Origin of the sequence: Mycobacterium ulcerans subsp. shinshuense, assembly GCF_002355775.1 — a bacterium.
GTDB classification, from domain to species: Bacteria; Actinomycetota; Actinomycetes; order Mycobacteriales; family Mycobacteriaceae; genus Mycobacterium; species Mycobacterium marinum.
Genome location: NZ_AP017624.1, coordinates 1 through 15,975, shown reverse-complemented (window position 1 = coordinate 15,975; position 15,975 = coordinate 1). Strand labels below are relative to the sequence as shown.

Here is a 15,975-nt window from a genome sequence, read left to right as displayed (position 1 = left end):
AGTTCTGGTCGGCTCAGTAGCCCACCGGACCGAGCGGCTGCGCGTAGTGCATCCGGACCGGTTCGGAGTACCCGGCGACATTCACATCGGATTTGGCTTCCTCGCGGTAGCCCATACCAAAGCGTACCACATACTGCTTGTAGAGGACCACCAGTGGTGCCGCCTCGAGCGCCGCTTGCATCGCGGCCGCATCTCCGATCGCGGTAATGATGTAGGGCGGGCTGTAGGTGCGACCGTTGAGCAACAGGGTGTTGCCGACGCAGCGAACCACCGAGTTGGCGATGATGCGCTGGTCCTGCATCTGAATCGCCTCGGCGCCGGCACTCCACATCGCGTTGAGAACGGCGTCGATGTCTTGTTGGTGCACCACCAGGTCATCGGGGGAGGCGTCGCGCGGGAAGCGGCCGTTGGCGTCGCGCTGCGCGTCGTTGAGCGTGACCACCAGGCCCGGGCCGTGCGCCGGATCCATATCGGCCTCGCTGGCCAACTCGCGGGCTCGGCGCAGCATCGCCGTCAGGGCGGCATCAGAGGACCGCAGGTGGTTCGCGTCGATCCGCGCGGTGAGGGCATCGCGCTCAGCGTTGAGGCGGTTGACCGACGACTGCGACTGACGGACCAGGTCCACCAGTCGTGGTGCATCGCTGCGGCGGATTTCCGCGCCGCCGGAGACCCCGTGGGTGGCGGCCAGCAGCAGACCGGCCAGTAGGCAGACCAGCGGAACGCCGAAGCGCCACGGCGAGCGGCGCTCATCGGTCATGCCGCCTCCATTTCCTGGTCACAGGGCCGGTTGGGTTAGTCTCGTGGCAAAGCTATGCCTAATGCTGCAGCCGTAATCGTTGCAGTCCTGTCCCGCTCATTGTGTTGTTGAGGTATTTCGAGGTACCAATGCCCAAGTCGAAGGTCCGTAAGAAGAACGACTTCACCGTCAAGCCGGTGAGCCGCACCCCAGTGAAGGTGAAGGTCGGCCCTTCCAGCGTCTGGTTCGTCGCGTTGTTCATCGGTTTGATGCTCATCGGCCTGGTCTGGTTGATGGTGTTCCAGTTGGCTGCCGTCGGTAGTCAAGCTCCCGCGGCGCTCAATTGGATGGCTCAGCTGGGTCCGTGGAACTACGCGATCGCGTTCGCTTTCATGATCACCGGGTTGTTGCTCACGATGCGCTGGCACTGACCCATACCACACCCGTAATGAATTCATTACTGGGTAGGAGGGTCACCGCGCCATCAACTCTTTTGTAGTTCAATCACACGCGTGTGATTTATCCCCACTGTTGATAGCGTCTGTGGATAACCGTATCCCCCGTGGTCGGAGGGCTGAAGTAGCGCATGCAGCAAACACAATGGTCGCCGCGGACGGCGGGGATCACTGGTTGTGCGCTCGCTGGCGTTTTGATGGCTACCGCCGCTGTGACCGTCGTCACAGACCCGCCTGGGCGCATTCTGGCAGGCGTTGCCGCACTGGGTCTGATCTTGTTTGCGGGCGAATCGTGGCGCGCGCGGCCAAAGCTGGCAATCACGCGTGAGGGCCTAGCGATCCGCGGCCGGCTTCGGACTCAGCTGCTGCGCCCCGCCAGCATCAAGATCATCCGGATCAACGAATTCCGTCGCCATGCGCGCACGGTCCGTTTGCTCGAGATCGAGGGGGACAACGACGCCATGTTCGTCTTGTCGCGGTGGGATCTCGGTACCGATCCGCTCGACGTACTCGACGCGCTCACCGCGGCCGGCTATGCCGGCCGCGGCAAACGTTGAGCTGAAGGTGTCAGGAAATAGTGATCGACTCGATCACGACCGGTTCGGTGGGCCGGTCGCTGCCGTCGGTGGAGGTCGTCGCGATCGCCTCCACCACACCCTGTGAGTCCGGGTCGCTCACCTCGCCGAAGATCGTGTGGCGCCGATTCAGGTGCGGCGTCGGGCCGACGGTGATGAAGAACTGCGAGCCGTTGGTGCCCGGCCCGGCGTTGGCCATCGCCAGCAGGTAGGGCTTGTCGAATTGCAGCTCCGGGTGGAACTCGTCAGCGAACTTGTAGCCCGGTCCGCCGCGGCCGGTGCCGGTGGGGTCGCCGCCCTGGATCATGAAGCCCCGGATCACCCGGTGAAAGACAGCGCCATCGTAGAACGGGCCGGAGGTGCTACCGGATGCGTTCTGGGTCGAATATTCCTTGGTGCCCTGCGCAAGGCCGACAAAGTTGGCAACGGTCTTGGGAGCGTGGTTCCCGAAGAGGGCGACCTTGATATCCCCGCGGTTGGTGTGCAGCGTGGCGGTTGCAGTCTGAATTGGGCTGTTAGTCACGGAATCACAGTCTGCCATTACAGACGGGCCCGGCCGCAGCCGGTGTCATTCCGACTCGCGGGAAGCCGTGTGCGGGCAATGGGCCCGCGAACGCCCTAATGGTGGCAGTCTGTGTAGGGACCGGAGTAGCTCTGGGCCAGGGCCTGGCAAGACGGTTTGGCACGACAGTAGAGAGGCGGCAGATGAGCGAGCAGGCGGAAGCACGGTTGACGCCACGGGAGCGACTGACCCGCGGGCTGACCTACACGGCGGTGGGGCCGGTGGATGTGACCCGAGGTGTTGTGGGACTCGGGGTGCACTCTGCGCAGTCGACCGCGTCGGAGCTTCGCCGCCGGTACCCCCAGGGCCGCTTGGCCCGCGAGGTTGCCGCCGCTCAGGAAGCGATTGCCCAGGAGCTGGCCGCCGCTCAAGAAGTGGTCGCCAATCTGCCCCGGGTGATTCAGGAGGCCCGGCGCAAGCAGGGCCGCAGTAAGCGTCCCTGGGTGATTGCCGGGGCGGTCACCGTGGTTGTCGTGGCCGGCGGTGCGGTGGCATTCACCGTGGTGCGCCGTTCGTCGCAGCCCGAGCCGTCCCCGCGCCCACCCAGCGTTGACGTCCAGCCGCGTCCCTAGGACTCGCTTAGCGTGCCCATGGACTCGGGCAACTAGGCCGCCTATCACGACGGCTTGACCCTCACGCGACGTGAGGCGCCAACCTGATCGACGTGACGCAGGAGACGCCGGTGGACGGACTCACCGTGGGCCAGGTCGCGGAGCGATTCGGCATCACGGTGCGCACGCTTCACCACTATGACGAAATCGGGTTGTTGATCCCGAGTCGACGTGCGGCCTCGGGTTACCGGGTTTACACGTCGGCGGACCTGACGCGCCTGTCCCAGGTCATCGTCTACCGCCGACTCGAGCTGCCGCTCGACGAGATCGCGCGGCTGCTCGACGAGGGCAATGCGGTCAGCCACCTGGTTCGTCAGCGCGAACGCGTCATGGCGCGACTCGATGAGATGAAGGACCTCGTCGAGGCAATCGATCTGGCATTGGAGAAAGCCATGACCAACACCCCCATGACCGTCGACGACATGCGCGAACTCTTCGGTGACGGCTTCGACGACTACCGGGTCGAGACCGAGCAGAAGTGGGGCGAGACCGCGGAGTGGAAGGAATCCCAACGCCGCACCAAGTTCGGATCAAGGCCGAGGGCCAAGCCATTGAGAAGGCCTTGTCCGACGCCTTCCGCGCTGGGCTGCCGGCCGACTCCGAGGAGGCTATGAACGCGGCGGAGCAACACCGCCGCCACGTGAATCGCTGGTTCTACGACTGCCCGCCGGCCTTTCACCGCAACCTGGCGACATGTACGTGAGCGACCCCAGGTACATCGCCACCTACGACGAATCATTCGGGTTGCCGGGGCTCGCGGCCTACTGTCGCGAGGCCATTCACGCCAACGCGAACCGGGCCGGCGGCTGACGTGACCGGCCCGTCCTGGTCGCGGTGCTAGCCGCTGTGCGGGGTGCGGGTCCACGCTCCGACCTCGGAGCGTCCGATAACCGTCGCGCCCAGATCGCTGACCTCCTCGAGCAGCCGCTGCGTCAGCGTTTCAATACCGACCTCGATCGCGGTCGCCACACCCTGGGCCTGGATGGTCGGCAGCAGCGTCTCAACCAGATCGGCGAGGGCTTGTAGCCACACCGCGGCCGCACGCCCGGCCCCGATGAAGGTCCGCATGGTCAACGTCGGTGCCGGTAGCCCGGCACCGGTGAAGGCGTTGTGTAGGCGGTCGGCCATGTCCCAGGAGGTGTGGGTGCGGTCCAACGCCTCGCGGATCCAGTAACAGCAGCGGTCGTGGGTGGGCGCCGGTGGCGACGAGCGGACGGCACTCCAGTCCGGCTCGTGAAACGCCACGATCCCGCCAGGCACCAGATGTTGAGACAGTCGGTGCAGCATGGCGGCGGGATCGGCCTGGAAGGTCAGGACGTAGCGGCCCACAATCGCATCGAATGGCCGCTCGAAGCTCAAGTCGGCGGGGTCACCCAGCCGGAAGCGAACGGTTTCGGATAGCCCCCGCACCGCCGCGGTCGCCGATGCCGCGCTCACCGCGCCGGCCGCTCGGTCCGTTCCGACCACCTCGCCGCCGGGCATCGTCAGCTCCGAGGCGACAAACGCGACCTCTCCGGGACCGCTGCCCACATCGAGCACCCGCATCCCGGGCTCAAGGCCCGCGGTGGCCACGTACTCGCGCGTGGTCGCGTCCAGCAGCATGGCCTGGCGGCCCAGGCGGCCCAACTCGTAGTCCGAATGGCCCAGTACATAGTCGGGTCGGTTCACATTCACCACGATTGATCCTTGATTCGGTGATCGGGAGCAAATCCGCAACATTGCAGTGCGCGCATGGTCGGTGTGACGAGTTCGGCGCACAACGACCCTCATGCCAGGAAAGTGGGCGACCAGCCGAGGTCAGACAGATGATTTGTGGAGCCTAGGGGAATCGAACCCCTGACACCCGCCTTGCAAAGGCGGTGCTCTACCAACTGAGCTAAGGCCCCTCGTCGTGACCGGGTGGATAACCGGGTACGAATCCAGAATCCGGATCCGGCGCCACGTGCCAGACCTCGACGCTGCGCCGTGCCCGCACCGATGCTGCTACCACAGCAGTCGCTACCAGCAGCAACACGAGCCGCACGCTATGTCTTGATGGGCACATGGTCGTGGGCCTAGGAGGACTCGAACCTCCGACCTCTTCGTTATCAGCGAAGCGCTCTAACCGCCTGAGCTATAGGCCCGTATTGCGCATACGGCCGAGCGACGAGATTACCGCAATGGGTTCCCGACTCCCAAAACCGCAAGTCGCGATCGGCCAGGGTGACCTCGATACCGCCGATCAGATCGGTCGCCAGGTTGTAGATAAATGCCGCGATGGTGGCCATCGCCGTCATCAAAACGATGTTCACCAAGCCGATCAGCACGGCACCGCCGAAGATGGTTCCGCTGGAGACCAGCTCCGCGCTACTGCCGCTGGTGTTGTTCAGCAGGTCGCCGACGTTGCTGTTGAGCTTGGCCCACACGCCCATACCGCCCAGAACCAGGTACAGGAAGGCCACCGCGATCATCCAGATGAAGAACAGCGCCACCGAGAGCAGCGCCGACACCTTCAGCGTGCTCCACGGATCGATCCGTCGGATCTGCATGCTGGCCCGTACCGGGCCGCGCGCCGCCCGCCGAGACGACACCTGGAAGCGCGATTCCCGCGATTCCCGGGCTTCGGCGGCCGCCGACCGTGCCGCACCGGCCATCGGATGGGCCCCGGAATTGTCCGCCCCACGATCGGGGGCGGGCTTGCGCTGCACGGGTCGGGGAGCCGGTCCGGACAGATCGGGCAGTTCGCTGGCGTAGACCTCCGCCGGGAGGTTCTCGCCACGCACCGGTGGGGCTTCGGCCTCCGGCGGCGGGGCCTTGACCGGAGCCGGCCCGCCGGCCGGCGCCGACGTACCGGAGATGAAGCGGCTCAGCCGGGCGTCGGCGGCCGACGTCGGACCGGGCACCCGCCCCTCACCGGACTGTTCGGGTGGGCGTGGCCCCGGGTTTCCCGGTCGCGCCGCACCCCGCTGCCAGGGCGGTGAATCCGCTGGATCGGGTAGCCGGCCGGGCCCCGTCCCCGCCCGGTGTACGCCGGAACGGTCGACCGCGGCGTCCCCATTGAAGTTGTCGCCCATATTGGGGGCGCCTGGATCGTTCGGTGAGGTCACCCGGACTCCTAACGTATGTACCCAGGTCGCTGAGTCTAATGGCCCCACGCTTTGCCCCAGGGCGGGTGTACCCCGCCCCGGCCCTAGTTGCTGGACTCGTCGGTGTCGGTTGCTTCCGCGACAGCTTCGTCGGCGTTTTCTTCAGCGTTGCGGGCGATGGCCAACAGCGTGTCACCCTCGCCGAGGTTCATCAACCGAACGCCCTTGGTCTGCCGTCCCGCCTTGCGGACCTGGCGAGCCGCGGTACGGATGACACCGCCACCGGAGGTTATCGCGTAGAGCTCGCTGTCGTCATCGACGATCAGCGCGCCGACCAGCCGGCCACGCCGGCGGTCGTACATGATGGTCAGCACGCCCTTGCCGCCGCGGCCCTGGACCGGATACTCCTCGATCCCAGTGCGTTTGGCGTAGCCGCCCGCCGTGGCCACCAGCAAGTAGGTGCCCTCTCGGACCACATTCAGCGACAGCAGCCGGTCATCGGCGTTGAACCGCATGCCCTGCACGCCGGAGGTGGCCCGGCCCATCGGCCGCAGCGCCTCGTCGGTCGCCGAGAACCGAATCGACTGACCGTTCGCCGAGACCAGCAACAGGTCTTCCTCGGACGAACACAGCACGGCGCCAACGAGTTCGTCTTCACCGCGCAGGTTGATCGCCACGATCCCCCCGGAGCGGTTGGAGTCGAAGTCGGTCAACTTGGATTTCTTGACCAACCCGTTCTGGGTGGCCAGCACCAAGTAGGGCGCGTCCTCATAGCTCTTGATCTGGATCACCTGGGCGATGCGTTCCTCGGGCTGGAATGCCAACAGGTTCGCCACGTGCTGCCCACGCGCGGCGCGTAACGCCTCGGGCAGTTCGTAGGCCTTGGCCCGATAGACCCGGCCCTGGGTGGTGAAGAACAAGATCCAGTCATGCGTTGAGCAGACGAAGAAGTGCCGGACGATGTCGTCTTGCTTGAGACCGGCACCCTGCACGCCCTTGCCGCCGCGCTTCTGGCTGCGGTACAGGTCGGTCTTGGTCCGCTTGGCGTAGCCGGTTTCGGTGATCGTGACGACGACGTCCTCGCGGGCGATCAAGTCCTCATCGCTCACGTCGCCGTCGGCGGCGATGATCCGGGTACGACGGTCGTCGCCGTGCTTGTCGACGATCTCGGCGAGTTCGTCCCGCACGATGGCGCGCTGGCGTTCCGGTTTGGCCAGGATGTCTTCCAGATCGGCGATCTCGGCCTCGATCTTGGCCAGATCGTCGACGATGCGCTGGCGTTCCAGGGCGGCCAGCCGCCGCAGCTGCATGTCCAGGATGGCCTGGGCCTGGATCTCGTCGATGCCGAGCAACTCGATCAGGCCGGCGCGGGCGATGTCGACCGTCTGCGACGCCCGGATCAGTGCGATCACCTCGTCGAGCGCGTCCAGCGCCTTGACCAGACCGCGCAGAATGTGGGCCCGCTCATTGGCTTTTCGCAGCCGGTAGGTGGTGCGTCGGATGATCACGTCGAGTTGGTGTTCGACGTAGTAGCGGATCATCTGGTCCAGACGCAGGGTGCGCGGTACGCCATCGACGATGGACAGCATGTTGGCGCCGAAGCTGGTCTGCAGCTGGGTGTGCTTGTAGAGGTTGTTGAGGACCACCTTGGCCACGGCGTCGCGTTTGATCTCGACGACGATCCGCAGGCCCACCCGGTCGCTGGACTGATCCTCGATGTTGGAGATGCCGGCCAGTTTGCCGTCGCGAACCTGCTCGGCGATCGAGGTGATGAAGTTGTCGTGGTTGACCTGATACGGCAGCTCGGTGATAACCAGTGATGTCCGGCCGCGCGAATCTTCCTCTATCTCAACGACTCCGCGCATCCGGATGGAACCGCGACCGGTCTTGTAGGCATCGGAGATGCCTTGGGTACCGACGATCAGACCCGAGGTGGGGAAGTCGGGTCCCTTAACGCGGTCGGTGACCGCGGCCAGCGTCGCCTCTTCGTCGGCGTCGTGGTTTTCCAGGCACCAGAACACCGCTTCGGCGAGTTCACGCAAGTTGTGCGGCGGGATGTTGGTGGCCATGCCGACCGCGATGCCGCCGGACCCGTTGGCCAACAGGTTGGGGAACCGGCTGGGCAACACCGTCGGTTCCTGCACCCGACCGTCGTAGTTCGGGATGAAATCGACTGTCTCCTCGTCGATTTCACGCAACATTTCCATCGCCAGCGGGGTCAGGCGAGCCTCGGTGTACCGCATGGCGGCTGGCGGGTCATTACCCGGCGACCCAAAGTTGCCCTGACCGTCGACCAGCGGGTAGCGCAGCGACCACGGCTGCGCCATCCGCACCAAGGTGTCATAGATCGACGCGTCACCGTGCGGGTGGTAGTTACCCATCGTTTCGGCGACCGAGCGCGCCGACTTGGCGTGACTGCGGTCCGGCCGGAACCCGGAGTCATACATGGCATAGAGCACACGGCGGTGTACCGGCTTGAGCCCGTCGCGGACTTCGGGCAGGGCCCGGCCGACGATGACGCTCATCGCGTAGTCGATGTAGCTGCGCTGCATCTCCTGCTGAATGTCGACCGGTTCTATCCGGTCACTAGCTTCACCACCAGGCGGCAGCGTCGTGTCTGTCATCTATTCCTCGTTTGCTCAGTCAAAACGCGGACTCGGGGTCTAAACGTCCAGGAACCGAACGTCTTTGGCATTACGGGTGATAAAGCTGCGGCGTGCATCGACGTCTTCACCCATCAGAATGGAGAACAATTCGTCGGCGGCCGCCGCATCGTCGAGGGTCACCTGGCGCAGCACCCGAACCGATGGGTCCATCGTGGTTTCCCACAGCTCCTTGGCGTCCATCTCGCCCAGACCTTTGTAACGCTGAATGCCGTCTTCCTTGTTGATCTTCTTGCCGGCTTTGAGCCCAGCCTCGAGGAGGCCGTCGCGCTCCCGATCGGAGTAGGCGAACTCGGGTTCGGTGCGCTGCCACTTCAACTTGTACAGCGGCGGCTGTGCCAGGAACACGTGGCCGTTCTCGATCAGCGGACGCATGAAGCGGAACAACAGGGTCAACAACAACGTGGAGATGTGTTGGCCGTCGACGTCGGCGTCGGCCATCAAGACGATCTTGTGATAGCGCAGCTTCGAGAGGTCGAATTCGTCGTGAATACCGGTACCCAACGCGGTGATGATCGCCTGGACTTCAGTGTTTTTCAGGACTCGGTCGATGCGTGCCTTTTCGACATTGATGATCTTGCCGCGCAGCGGCAGGATCGCCTGGAACATCGAATCGCGGCCACTCTTTGCCGAGCCGCCGGCGGAGTCACCCTCCACCACATACAGTTCCGACTTGCGCGGATCTGTCGAGCGGCAGTCGGCCAACTTACCGGGCAGCCCACCGAGATCGGTTGCGCTCTTGCGCCGCACCAACTCTCGCGCCTTGCGCGCGGCGAGACGTGCCTGCGCCGAGGAGACCGCCTTGTTCACAATGGTTTTGGCTTCCGAAGGATTGGCCTCGAACCAGTGGGTGAGCTGCTCGTTGCAAACCTTCTGGACAAACGACTTGACCTCGGTGTTGCCCAGCTTGGTCTTTGTCTGACCCTCGAACTGCGGCTCTGCCACCCGCACCGAGATGACCGCGGCCAACCCCTCGCGGATGTCGTCACCGGTGAGGTTGGGGTCCTTGTCCTTGAGCAGCTTCTTGTCTTTGGCGTACTTGTTCACCACCGAGGTCAACGCACTGCGGAAGCCTTCTTCGTGCGTTCCACCCTCATGGGTGTTGATGGTGTTGGCGAAGGTGTGCACCGACTCGGAGTAGCCACCGTTCCACTGCATCGCGATTTCGACTTCGTGGCCGGAGCCCTTGCCCTCGAAGTCGACGATGCTCTGCTGAATAGGACTCTTGGTGCGGTTGATGTGCTTGACGAAATCGACCAAACCGCCGGGATAGTGGAAGGTGCGGCTCTTGACCTTGTGCGGCGCGGTCGATTCGGCGGCCTTCTCCTGGGCGGACTTTGGTGCTTCGGCGGTATCACTGACGACGTCGTCGACGACCTCGTCCGGGGTGACCCGCTCGTCGGTGAGGTTGATGGTCAGGCCCTTGTTGAGGAACGCCATCTCCTGCAGGCGCCGCGCCACCGTCTCGAAGTCGTATTCGGTGGTCTCAAAGATGTCCGGGTCGGCCCAGAACCGGATGGTGGTTCCGGTCTTCTTGGTTGCCGCGCCCTGTTTGAGGGTGCCCGGCTGGGCGCGGTCGTAGAACTGCGACCACTCGTATCCGTCGCGCTTGATGTCGACTTCCAGTCGGGTGGACAGCGCGTTGACCACCGACACACCCACGCCGTGCAGACCACCACTGACGTTGTAACCACTGTTCTCGCCGCCGAACTTGCCGCCGGCGTGCAGTTGGGTCATGACGACGTCGACGGTCGGGGCGCCGGTGGCGTGCATCGCGACCGGAATGCCTCGGCCGTTGTCAGCGACCTCGACACTGCCGTCATCGAGCAGCCGCACGTTCACCTGGGTGGCGTAGCCGGCCATCGCCTCGTCCACCGAGTTGTCGACGACCTCCCACACCAGGTGGTGCAGACCGCGCTCACCGGTGGACCCGATGTACATACCGGGGCGTTTACGGACGGCCTCGAGGCCTTCGAGAACGGTGATCGCCGAAGCGCCGTATTCGTCTTGTGCCTTCTTCTTCTGGGCAGCCACGGTCCGAATGTTCTCCTCGGGGTTGGATGCGCGCGGTCCAGTCACCGCAGCAGTCGCTCCTCCACTCTACCGTGAGTGGTTGTCCGCACCGATTCTCTGGGCGCGTTTCTACCTATCTAACTGCGCCGTGCGCTCGATATCTTGCTTCCCGATGCGTCCCGACGTTGGAGATGCGGGTCCATCTCGTCCTAGCCGATCTGAGACCTCCATGGCCGTGGACTCGATTCGAGGGGTCGCATTTGTCCGCGTGGGACCTAGCCGTAGGTGTCGCGAGGGCCTCTACCAGCGACGTGTCGGGGCCCTTTGCGCCACGACGGACTGGCCGGGCCGGTGATCTTGAGCGAGGTCACCACGCCGTTGCCCACCGCTGCGGCGATCTTGGCCAACAGTTGTGATTGCATGATCCGCAACTGTGTCGCCCACGCCGTTGATTCGGCCGTCACACTCAACACACCCTCATTGAGCGCCGTGGGCGTTGCGTGATCGGCGATCTGCGCGCCGACCACTTGACTCCACTGACCCAGCACGGTGCCTTCCGCGACGTGACCGGACCACCCGCGCTTTTTCGCCAAGTCGCGCGTCAGCTTGCCCAGCGGTTGCGGATCCCTGGTGTCCGGCCCGGGTCCTGACCAACTACGGCGTCGCCCCGCCACACGTCGCGGCGCGGGCCCCGCGGCGAAACCTCGCCCCGGGTCTTGGCCACGGGCGCGCGCTGCCGCCCGCGCTTCGGCCAAAGTACGCCGCACCAAGTCCATGCCGGGCAATTCGTCACGTGCTGCGCCGTCACCGGGCCCGGGCTGTTCGCCGTCACCGTTCACGACTGCACCGCCGATACCCGGCCGTCGGCACTGTCACGCAGATCGATATGCACCTTGCGAGCATCCCAGCCCGAAGGGATGTCTTCGAGCACCGCCGCGGTTACCAAGACTTGTTCGGCCGACTCGGCGACCCTTGCCAAAGCCGTGCGACGGGCGGCATCGAGCTCAGCGAACACATCGTCGAGTAATAAGACCGGTTCGCTACCGTCGGCGCGCAGCAGCGCAAAGGCCGCCAATCGCAGCGCCACCGCCATTGACCATGACTCCCCATGGCTGGCAAAGCCCTTTGCCGGCTGGTCGCCGAGACGCAATTCCAAGTCGTCACGGTGCGGACCTACCAGACACACACCCCGCTCCAACTCGGCATCACGGCGCGCGGCCAACGCCGCCAACAACCCTTCTTCCAGGGTGACACGATCCGGCGCGGCGTCGTCGGCAGCCACGAATGCATCCATGCTGGCTCGATACGCGATCGCCGCTGACCGCGACTCCGGCGCCAGCAGCTGATATGCCTTCTCCACTTCCGGTGCCAGTAGACGCACCAAATCAACGCGGGCCGCCATCAGTTCCGCACCATGTTGCGCCAGCCGGCTGTCCCATACATCTAAGGTGTCCAACGCGCCGCGGTCTCCCCGAAACCGTGCTCCTGAAACGGATTTCAGCAATGCGGTGCGCTGCCGCAGCACCTTGTTGTAGTCGGCACGCACGCCGGCGATGGTCGGTCGGCGCAACGTCGCCAAGTCATCGAGGTAGCGGCGACGATCCGCCGGGTCCCCACGCACCAAGGCCAGATCTTCGGGGGCAAACAACACCGCCCGCAAAACACCGATCACCTCGCGCGTGCTGCGCACCGGTGATCGATTCAACCGCGCCTTGTTAGCACGGCCTGCGGCGATCTCCAGATCCACCGCACATTCTCGACCGTCATTGACCACGATCGTCGAGATCACAGCTCGGTCGGCACCCGCGCGGATCAACGGCGCGTCGGTACCGACCCGGTGCGACCCCAATGTGGCCGAATACCACAGCGCCTCAATGATATTGGTCTTGCCAAATCCGTTCGGACCGACGAACACCGTTCGTCCGGGCCCCAGTTCAAGATCCGCGTGCGCCCACGAACGGAAATCACGCAATCCCAAATGCCGGACGTACACCTATTTCGGCACCATGGTGGTCAGCCCGGCAACCGAACCGGCATCAACAGATAGACGTAGTCGGTCGGCACCGCCGCGAAGGGACCTTGATCCCCGGGACCGCTGACAATCCGGTCCTCAGCGGACGCTGGCCGCAACAGCGCCGGCTTGCCCGGCGTGGTGAAACCGAACGACACCCGCTCGGAATGCAACGAGGCCAAACCGTCGATCAGATATGTCGGGTTGAACGCGATGGTCAAGGGTTGACCCGCGAACTCAACGGCAATGTCTTCTTCGGCCCGTCCGACGTCATCGGCTCCGGCCGAAAGCCGCAACATTCCATCGGCGAACTCCATGCGCACCTGGGCGCCGCGGTCGGCCACCAAGGCGACCAGCTTGATCGCCTCGGTCAGCTCAGCCACATCGGCGCTGGCCACCGCGGTGTGTTCGGCCGGCAACAGCTGACGGAACTTGGGAAACTCCGCATCAAGGAGCCGCGTGGTGCTGCGCTTGCCGTCACCGCTGATACCCAGCAGGCCGTCCTTGCCAACCCCCATACTGGCGCCCAACGACAACCGGACTTCCGAACCATCGGTGTTGGCTTTGGCCGCCTCGCCCAGGGTCTTGGCCGGCACCAACACCGCCGCCTCGATGTCGGGGGACAACGCATTCCAGGTCAACTCGCGAACTGCCAGGCGGAACCGGTCGGTGGCCGCCAAAACCACTTTCTCGCCTGAGATCTCGACACGAATACCGGTCAACATGGGCAAGGTGTCATCACGACCTGCGGCGATGGCGACCTGACCGATCGCCTCGGAGAACAGCTCGGCGGGCAGCGTGCCGGTGTCCTCGGGCAGTGTGGGCAGCGTCGGGTAATCCTCAACCGCCATCGTCGGAAGTGAAAACCTGGCGTTCCCACAGGTCAGCGCGACGCGGTTACCGTCGACGTAGAAGTCGACCGGCTTGTTCGGCAGTGCGCGGGTAATGTCGGACAGCAATCGTCCTGATACCAAAACCGTTCCAGGAGAAGCGATTTCGGCGGGAACCCGGACTTCTGCGGAAACTTCGTAGTCAAAACCCGAGATGGTCAGCCCCTCGTCGGAGCCGGTCAACAACACCCCCGACAGCACCGGCACCGCAGGCCTGGTGGGCAAGTTTTTTGCGACCCACGACACCGCATCGGCGAAGGACTCGCGCACCAAACGAAATTTCAAGTCGGTGAGACCAGCTCGTGTCGTAGCCGCGTCCATTGCGTCCCTTCACCTAACAGTGAGTTCAAAACCCGTAAATCCATGAGCCGACTTTGCCGCCGGCAGGTGGGACTGACCGCTTCGTACGTCAGTGGCGTGTAGTTACACCAAGACGTCCGCAACGACAGTCGAACACCAACCGTAGAGCTTCAAGCCCGAACTTGAAAGCTCGCTGTCAGTGACGACAAGTCAGCCGACACGCGCTGCGATGCGGCGCTGTGTAGCGGATGTCCCCAACGCTGTTCTTCAAAGAACAATCATCGAAGAGATCTCAATAACCGTAATAAGGGGTGTTAATTCTGGGGACAGCCGGGTCTTGACGCAGCTAGAGGACCGGTGGGGCTGTGGATCACGCTGCGGGTGGCTGTGTGGTCTGTGTTGGCCTGTTGGGGATGGGACGGGCGGTGTGCACTCCAGTCCGAAAATTACATGAATGTCTGCAGCGTTTGTGCACAGGACTACACACACCGGCGTCGTGTAACTCGTGTGACTAACGTGAGAGAAGTTTTTTTTGCAGAAATTACTGGAGCTGGCCGCGGATCAGCGCTTGGAGCGCTGCCGAATGCGGGTGGTGAGCTCCTTGACGTGATCGAAGACCTCACGGCGCTCGGCCATTTCGGACAGGATCTTGCGCTGGGCGTACATGACCGTGGTGTGGTCGCGCCCGAATGCCTGGCCGATCTTGGGTAGTGACAGGTCAGTGAGCTCCCGGCACAGGTACATAGCGATCTGTCGCGACTGAGCTAGCGCTCGGGTCTTGCCAGGGCCGCGGAGCTCTTCGACCGTGGTGTCGAAGTATTCGGCGGTGGCAGCCATGATGGTGGCCGCGCTGATTTGCATGGTGCCGGCGTCGGCGATCAGATCACGCAGCACGATCTCGGCAAGTGCCTTGTCGATGGGGGTCTTGTTCAACGAGGCAAACGCGGTGACACGGATGAGCGCACCCTCGAGTTCGCGAATGTTGCGTTCGATGCTGCTGGCAATCAGTTCTAGGACGTCGTCGGGCACCGCGAGTCGCTCCATCTGCGCCTTCTTGCGCGAGATCGCGATGCGGGTTTCCAGCTCGGGGGGTTGAACGTCGGTGATCAGTCCCCACTCGAACCGGGTTCTGAGCCGGTCTTCGAGAGTGGCCAGCTGTTTGGGCGGCCGGTCCGAGGAGATCACGATCTGCTTGTTCGCGTTGTGCAACGTGTTGAAGGTGTGGAAGAACTCTTCCTGGATACCTTCTTTGCCTTCGATGAACTGGATGTCATCGACGAGCAATACGTCGACGTCGCGGTAACTGCGTTTGAAGGCGACTTTGCGGTCATCACGCAGCGAGTTGATGAAGTCGTTGGTGAATTCCTCGGTGGACACGTATTTGACGCGCATGCCCGGGAACAAACGCTGTGCGTAGTTCCCCGCGGCGTGCAGCAGGTGTGTTTTGCCCAGTCCGGACTCGCCCCAGATGAAAAGTGGGTTGTAGGCACGGGCGGGTGCCTCGGCGATCGCCAGAGTGGCCGCGTGCGCGAATCGGTTGGAGGCTCCGATGACGAAGGTGTCGAACGTGTAGCGGCGGTTGAGGCTGGTACCGCCGGCGCTAGCGCTGGTATCAGCGTCGGTTGAGCGCTTCTTGAAGTGCGTCGGCCAGCTTTGCCGCCAATTTGGCGCGTTTTCGCCAAAGTCATCGATCTCGTCGGAGACTTCTTGTGACGTTTCTGGTGACGCTTCGAGGCCGGGGTCCTCGACCGCGGCGGCCACCAAATCGTCATCATCGTCGGCGGGCGGCGGGGCGATGCGGACGCCGAGCTGGATCTGTTGTCCAAGCCGACGGCTCAGCGCTGCGGTGATCGGGGTGCGCAGGTGGCGTTCGATCTCGTTTTGCACAAAGCTGCTCGGGACCGACAGCAGAGCAAACCCCTCAACGATGGTGAGCGGTTGGACGAGGTTCAACCAAGCTCTTTGCTGGGGGGTTAGTGGACTGGTCAAAGTGGTGCCGGTGCCGGCATCACCATCAGTGTTGGGTTCTCCGTTGAGCTCAGCGACGACGGCATTCCACACTGCGGCGAAACCGGAACCGGGGTCATTGGTCAA

Annotated in this window: 12 protein-coding genes, 2 tRNA genes and 2 pseudogenes; 4 read left to right on the top strand and 12 right to left on the bottom strand. The window is 63.9% G+C overall.

The features are described from left to right. Positions 1-13 precede the first annotated feature (13 nt). A complete protein-coding gene (locus tag SHTP_RS00080; RefSeq protein ID WP_096369415.1) occupies positions 14-757 on the bottom strand; it encodes a DUF881 domain-containing protein in 744 nt (247 codons plus the stop codon). Between the two features lie 128 nt (positions 758-885). Here SHTP_RS00080 and crgA point away from each other — a divergent pair, with 128 nt between their 5' ends. Together crgA and SHTP_RS00070 are read left to right on the top strand one after the other, a co-directional pair. Then, positions 886-1,167 (top strand): cell division protein CrgA, encoded by a 282-nt coding sequence (gene crgA, locus SHTP_RS00075; protein ID WP_011738418.1) that lies wholly within the window; start codon positions 886-888, stop codon positions 1,165-1,167. A 155-nt stretch (positions 1,168-1,322) separates the two neighbouring features. Beyond that, positions 1,323-1,748 carry a PH domain-containing protein gene (locus SHTP_RS00070; protein ID WP_096369414.1) on the top strand — a complete coding sequence of 142 codons (426 nt, stop codon included), beginning with the start codon at positions 1,323-1,325 and terminating at the stop codon, positions 1,746-1,748. A 10-nt stretch (positions 1,749-1,758) separates the two neighbouring features. Here SHTP_RS00070 and SHTP_RS00065 read toward each other — a convergent pair whose 3' ends face one another. Then, positions 1,759-2,307, bottom strand: a complete 549-nt coding sequence (locus SHTP_RS00065; RefSeq protein WP_011738416.1) for a peptidylprolyl isomerase — start codon at positions 2,305-2,307, stop codon at positions 1,759-1,761. Positions 2,308-2,471: 164 nt separating this feature from the next. Here SHTP_RS00065 and cwsA point away from each other — a divergent pair, with 164 nt between their 5' ends. Both cwsA and SHTP_RS00055 read left to right on the top strand, forming a co-directional pair. Next, positions 2,472-2,900, top strand: a complete 429-nt coding sequence (gene cwsA / locus SHTP_RS00060; RefSeq protein WP_096369413.1) for a cell wall synthesis protein CwsA — start codon at positions 2,472-2,474, stop codon at positions 2,898-2,900. 110 nt (positions 2,901-3,010) lie between these two features. Beyond that, positions 3,011-3,749 (top strand): annotated as a pseudogene (locus SHTP_RS00055) (MerR family transcriptional regulator). A 27-nt stretch (positions 3,750-3,776) separates the two neighbouring features. On the opposite strand, the gene SHTP_RS00050 reads toward SHTP_RS00055, so the two are convergent. From SHTP_RS00050 to dnaA, 10 genes and pseudogenes are all read right to left on the bottom strand, one after another. Then, on the bottom strand, positions 3,777-4,616 hold the full coding sequence (locus SHTP_RS00050) for an SAM-dependent methyltransferase (protein ID WP_231991683.1): 840 nt from the start codon (positions 4,614-4,616) through the stop codon (positions 3,777-3,779). 136 nt (positions 4,617-4,752) lie between these two features. Next, positions 4,753-4,825, bottom strand: a tRNA-Ala gene (locus SHTP_RS00045). Positions 4,826-4,988: 163 nt separating this feature from the next. Further along, positions 4,989-5,062 (bottom strand) — tRNA-Ile (locus tag SHTP_RS00040). A gap of 63 nt (positions 5,063-5,125) precedes the next feature. Further along, a pseudogene (locus SHTP_RS00035) lies at positions 5,126-6,025 on the bottom strand (DUF3566 domain-containing protein); the annotation flags it as partial. A gap of 83 nt (positions 6,026-6,108) precedes the next feature. Beyond that, on the bottom strand, positions 6,109-8,628 hold the full coding sequence (gene gyrA / locus SHTP_RS00030) for a DNA gyrase subunit A (protein WP_096369410.1): 2,520 nt from the start codon (positions 8,626-8,628) through the stop codon (positions 6,109-6,111). A gap of 39 nt (positions 8,629-8,667) precedes the next feature. Then, on the bottom strand, positions 8,668-10,701 hold the full coding sequence (gene gyrB, locus SHTP_RS00025) for a DNA topoisomerase (ATP-hydrolyzing) subunit B (RefSeq protein WP_096369409.1): 2,034 nt from the start codon (positions 10,699-10,701) through the stop codon (positions 8,668-8,670). A 254-nt stretch (positions 10,702-10,955) separates the two neighbouring features. Then, the gene (locus SHTP_RS00020; protein ID WP_096369408.1) at positions 10,956-11,519 is read right to left on the bottom strand and encodes a DUF721 family protein; all 564 of its coding nucleotides are present in this window, start codon (positions 11,517-11,519) and stop codon (positions 10,956-10,958) included. Then, positions 11,516-12,673, bottom strand: a complete 1,158-nt coding sequence (recF, locus tag SHTP_RS00015) for a DNA replication/repair protein RecF (protein ID WP_096369407.1) — start codon at positions 12,671-12,673, stop codon at positions 11,516-11,518. Before recF ends, SHTP_RS00020 begins: the two co-directional genes overlap by 4 nt. Before the next feature lie 20 nt (positions 12,674-12,693). Beyond that, positions 12,694-13,902: a DNA polymerase III subunit beta gene (gene dnaN / locus SHTP_RS00010; protein ID WP_096369406.1), complete on the bottom strand. Its 1,209-nt coding sequence runs from the start codon at positions 13,900-13,902 to the stop codon at positions 12,694-12,696. Between the two features lie 540 nt (positions 13,903-14,442). Then, on the bottom strand, positions 14,443-15,975 hold the full coding sequence (gene dnaA, locus SHTP_RS00005; RefSeq protein WP_096369405.1) for a chromosomal replication initiator protein DnaA: 1,533 nt from the start codon (positions 15,973-15,975) through the stop codon (positions 14,443-14,445).

Bases quoted from the DNA above. Each gene is read 5' to 3' on its own strand.
- SHTP_RS00070 (WP_096369414.1), top strand. From the start codon at position 1,323: ATGCAGCAAACACAATGGTCGCCGCGGACGGCGGGGATCACTGGTTGT.
- SHTP_RS00065 (WP_011738416.1), bottom strand. From the start codon at position 2,307: ATGGCAGACTGTGATTCCGTGACTAACAGCCCAATTCAGACTGCAACC.
- dnaN (WP_096369406.1), bottom strand. From the start codon at position 13,902: ATGGACGCGGCTACGACACGAGCTGGTCTCACCGACTTGAAATTTCGT.
- crgA (WP_011738418.1), top strand. From the start codon at position 886: ATGCCCAAGTCGAAGGTCCGTAAGAAGAACGACTTCACCGTCAAGCCG.
- SHTP_RS00080 (WP_096369415.1), bottom strand. From the start codon at position 757: ATGACCGATGAGCGCCGCTCGCCGTGGCGCTTCGGCGTTCCGCTGGTC.
- gyrA (WP_096369410.1), bottom strand. From the start codon at position 8,628: ATGACAGACACGACGCTGCCGCCTGGTGGTGAAGCTAGTGACCGGATA.
- cwsA (WP_096369413.1), top strand. From the start codon at position 2,472: ATGAGCGAGCAGGCGGAAGCACGGTTGACGCCACGGGAGCGACTGACC.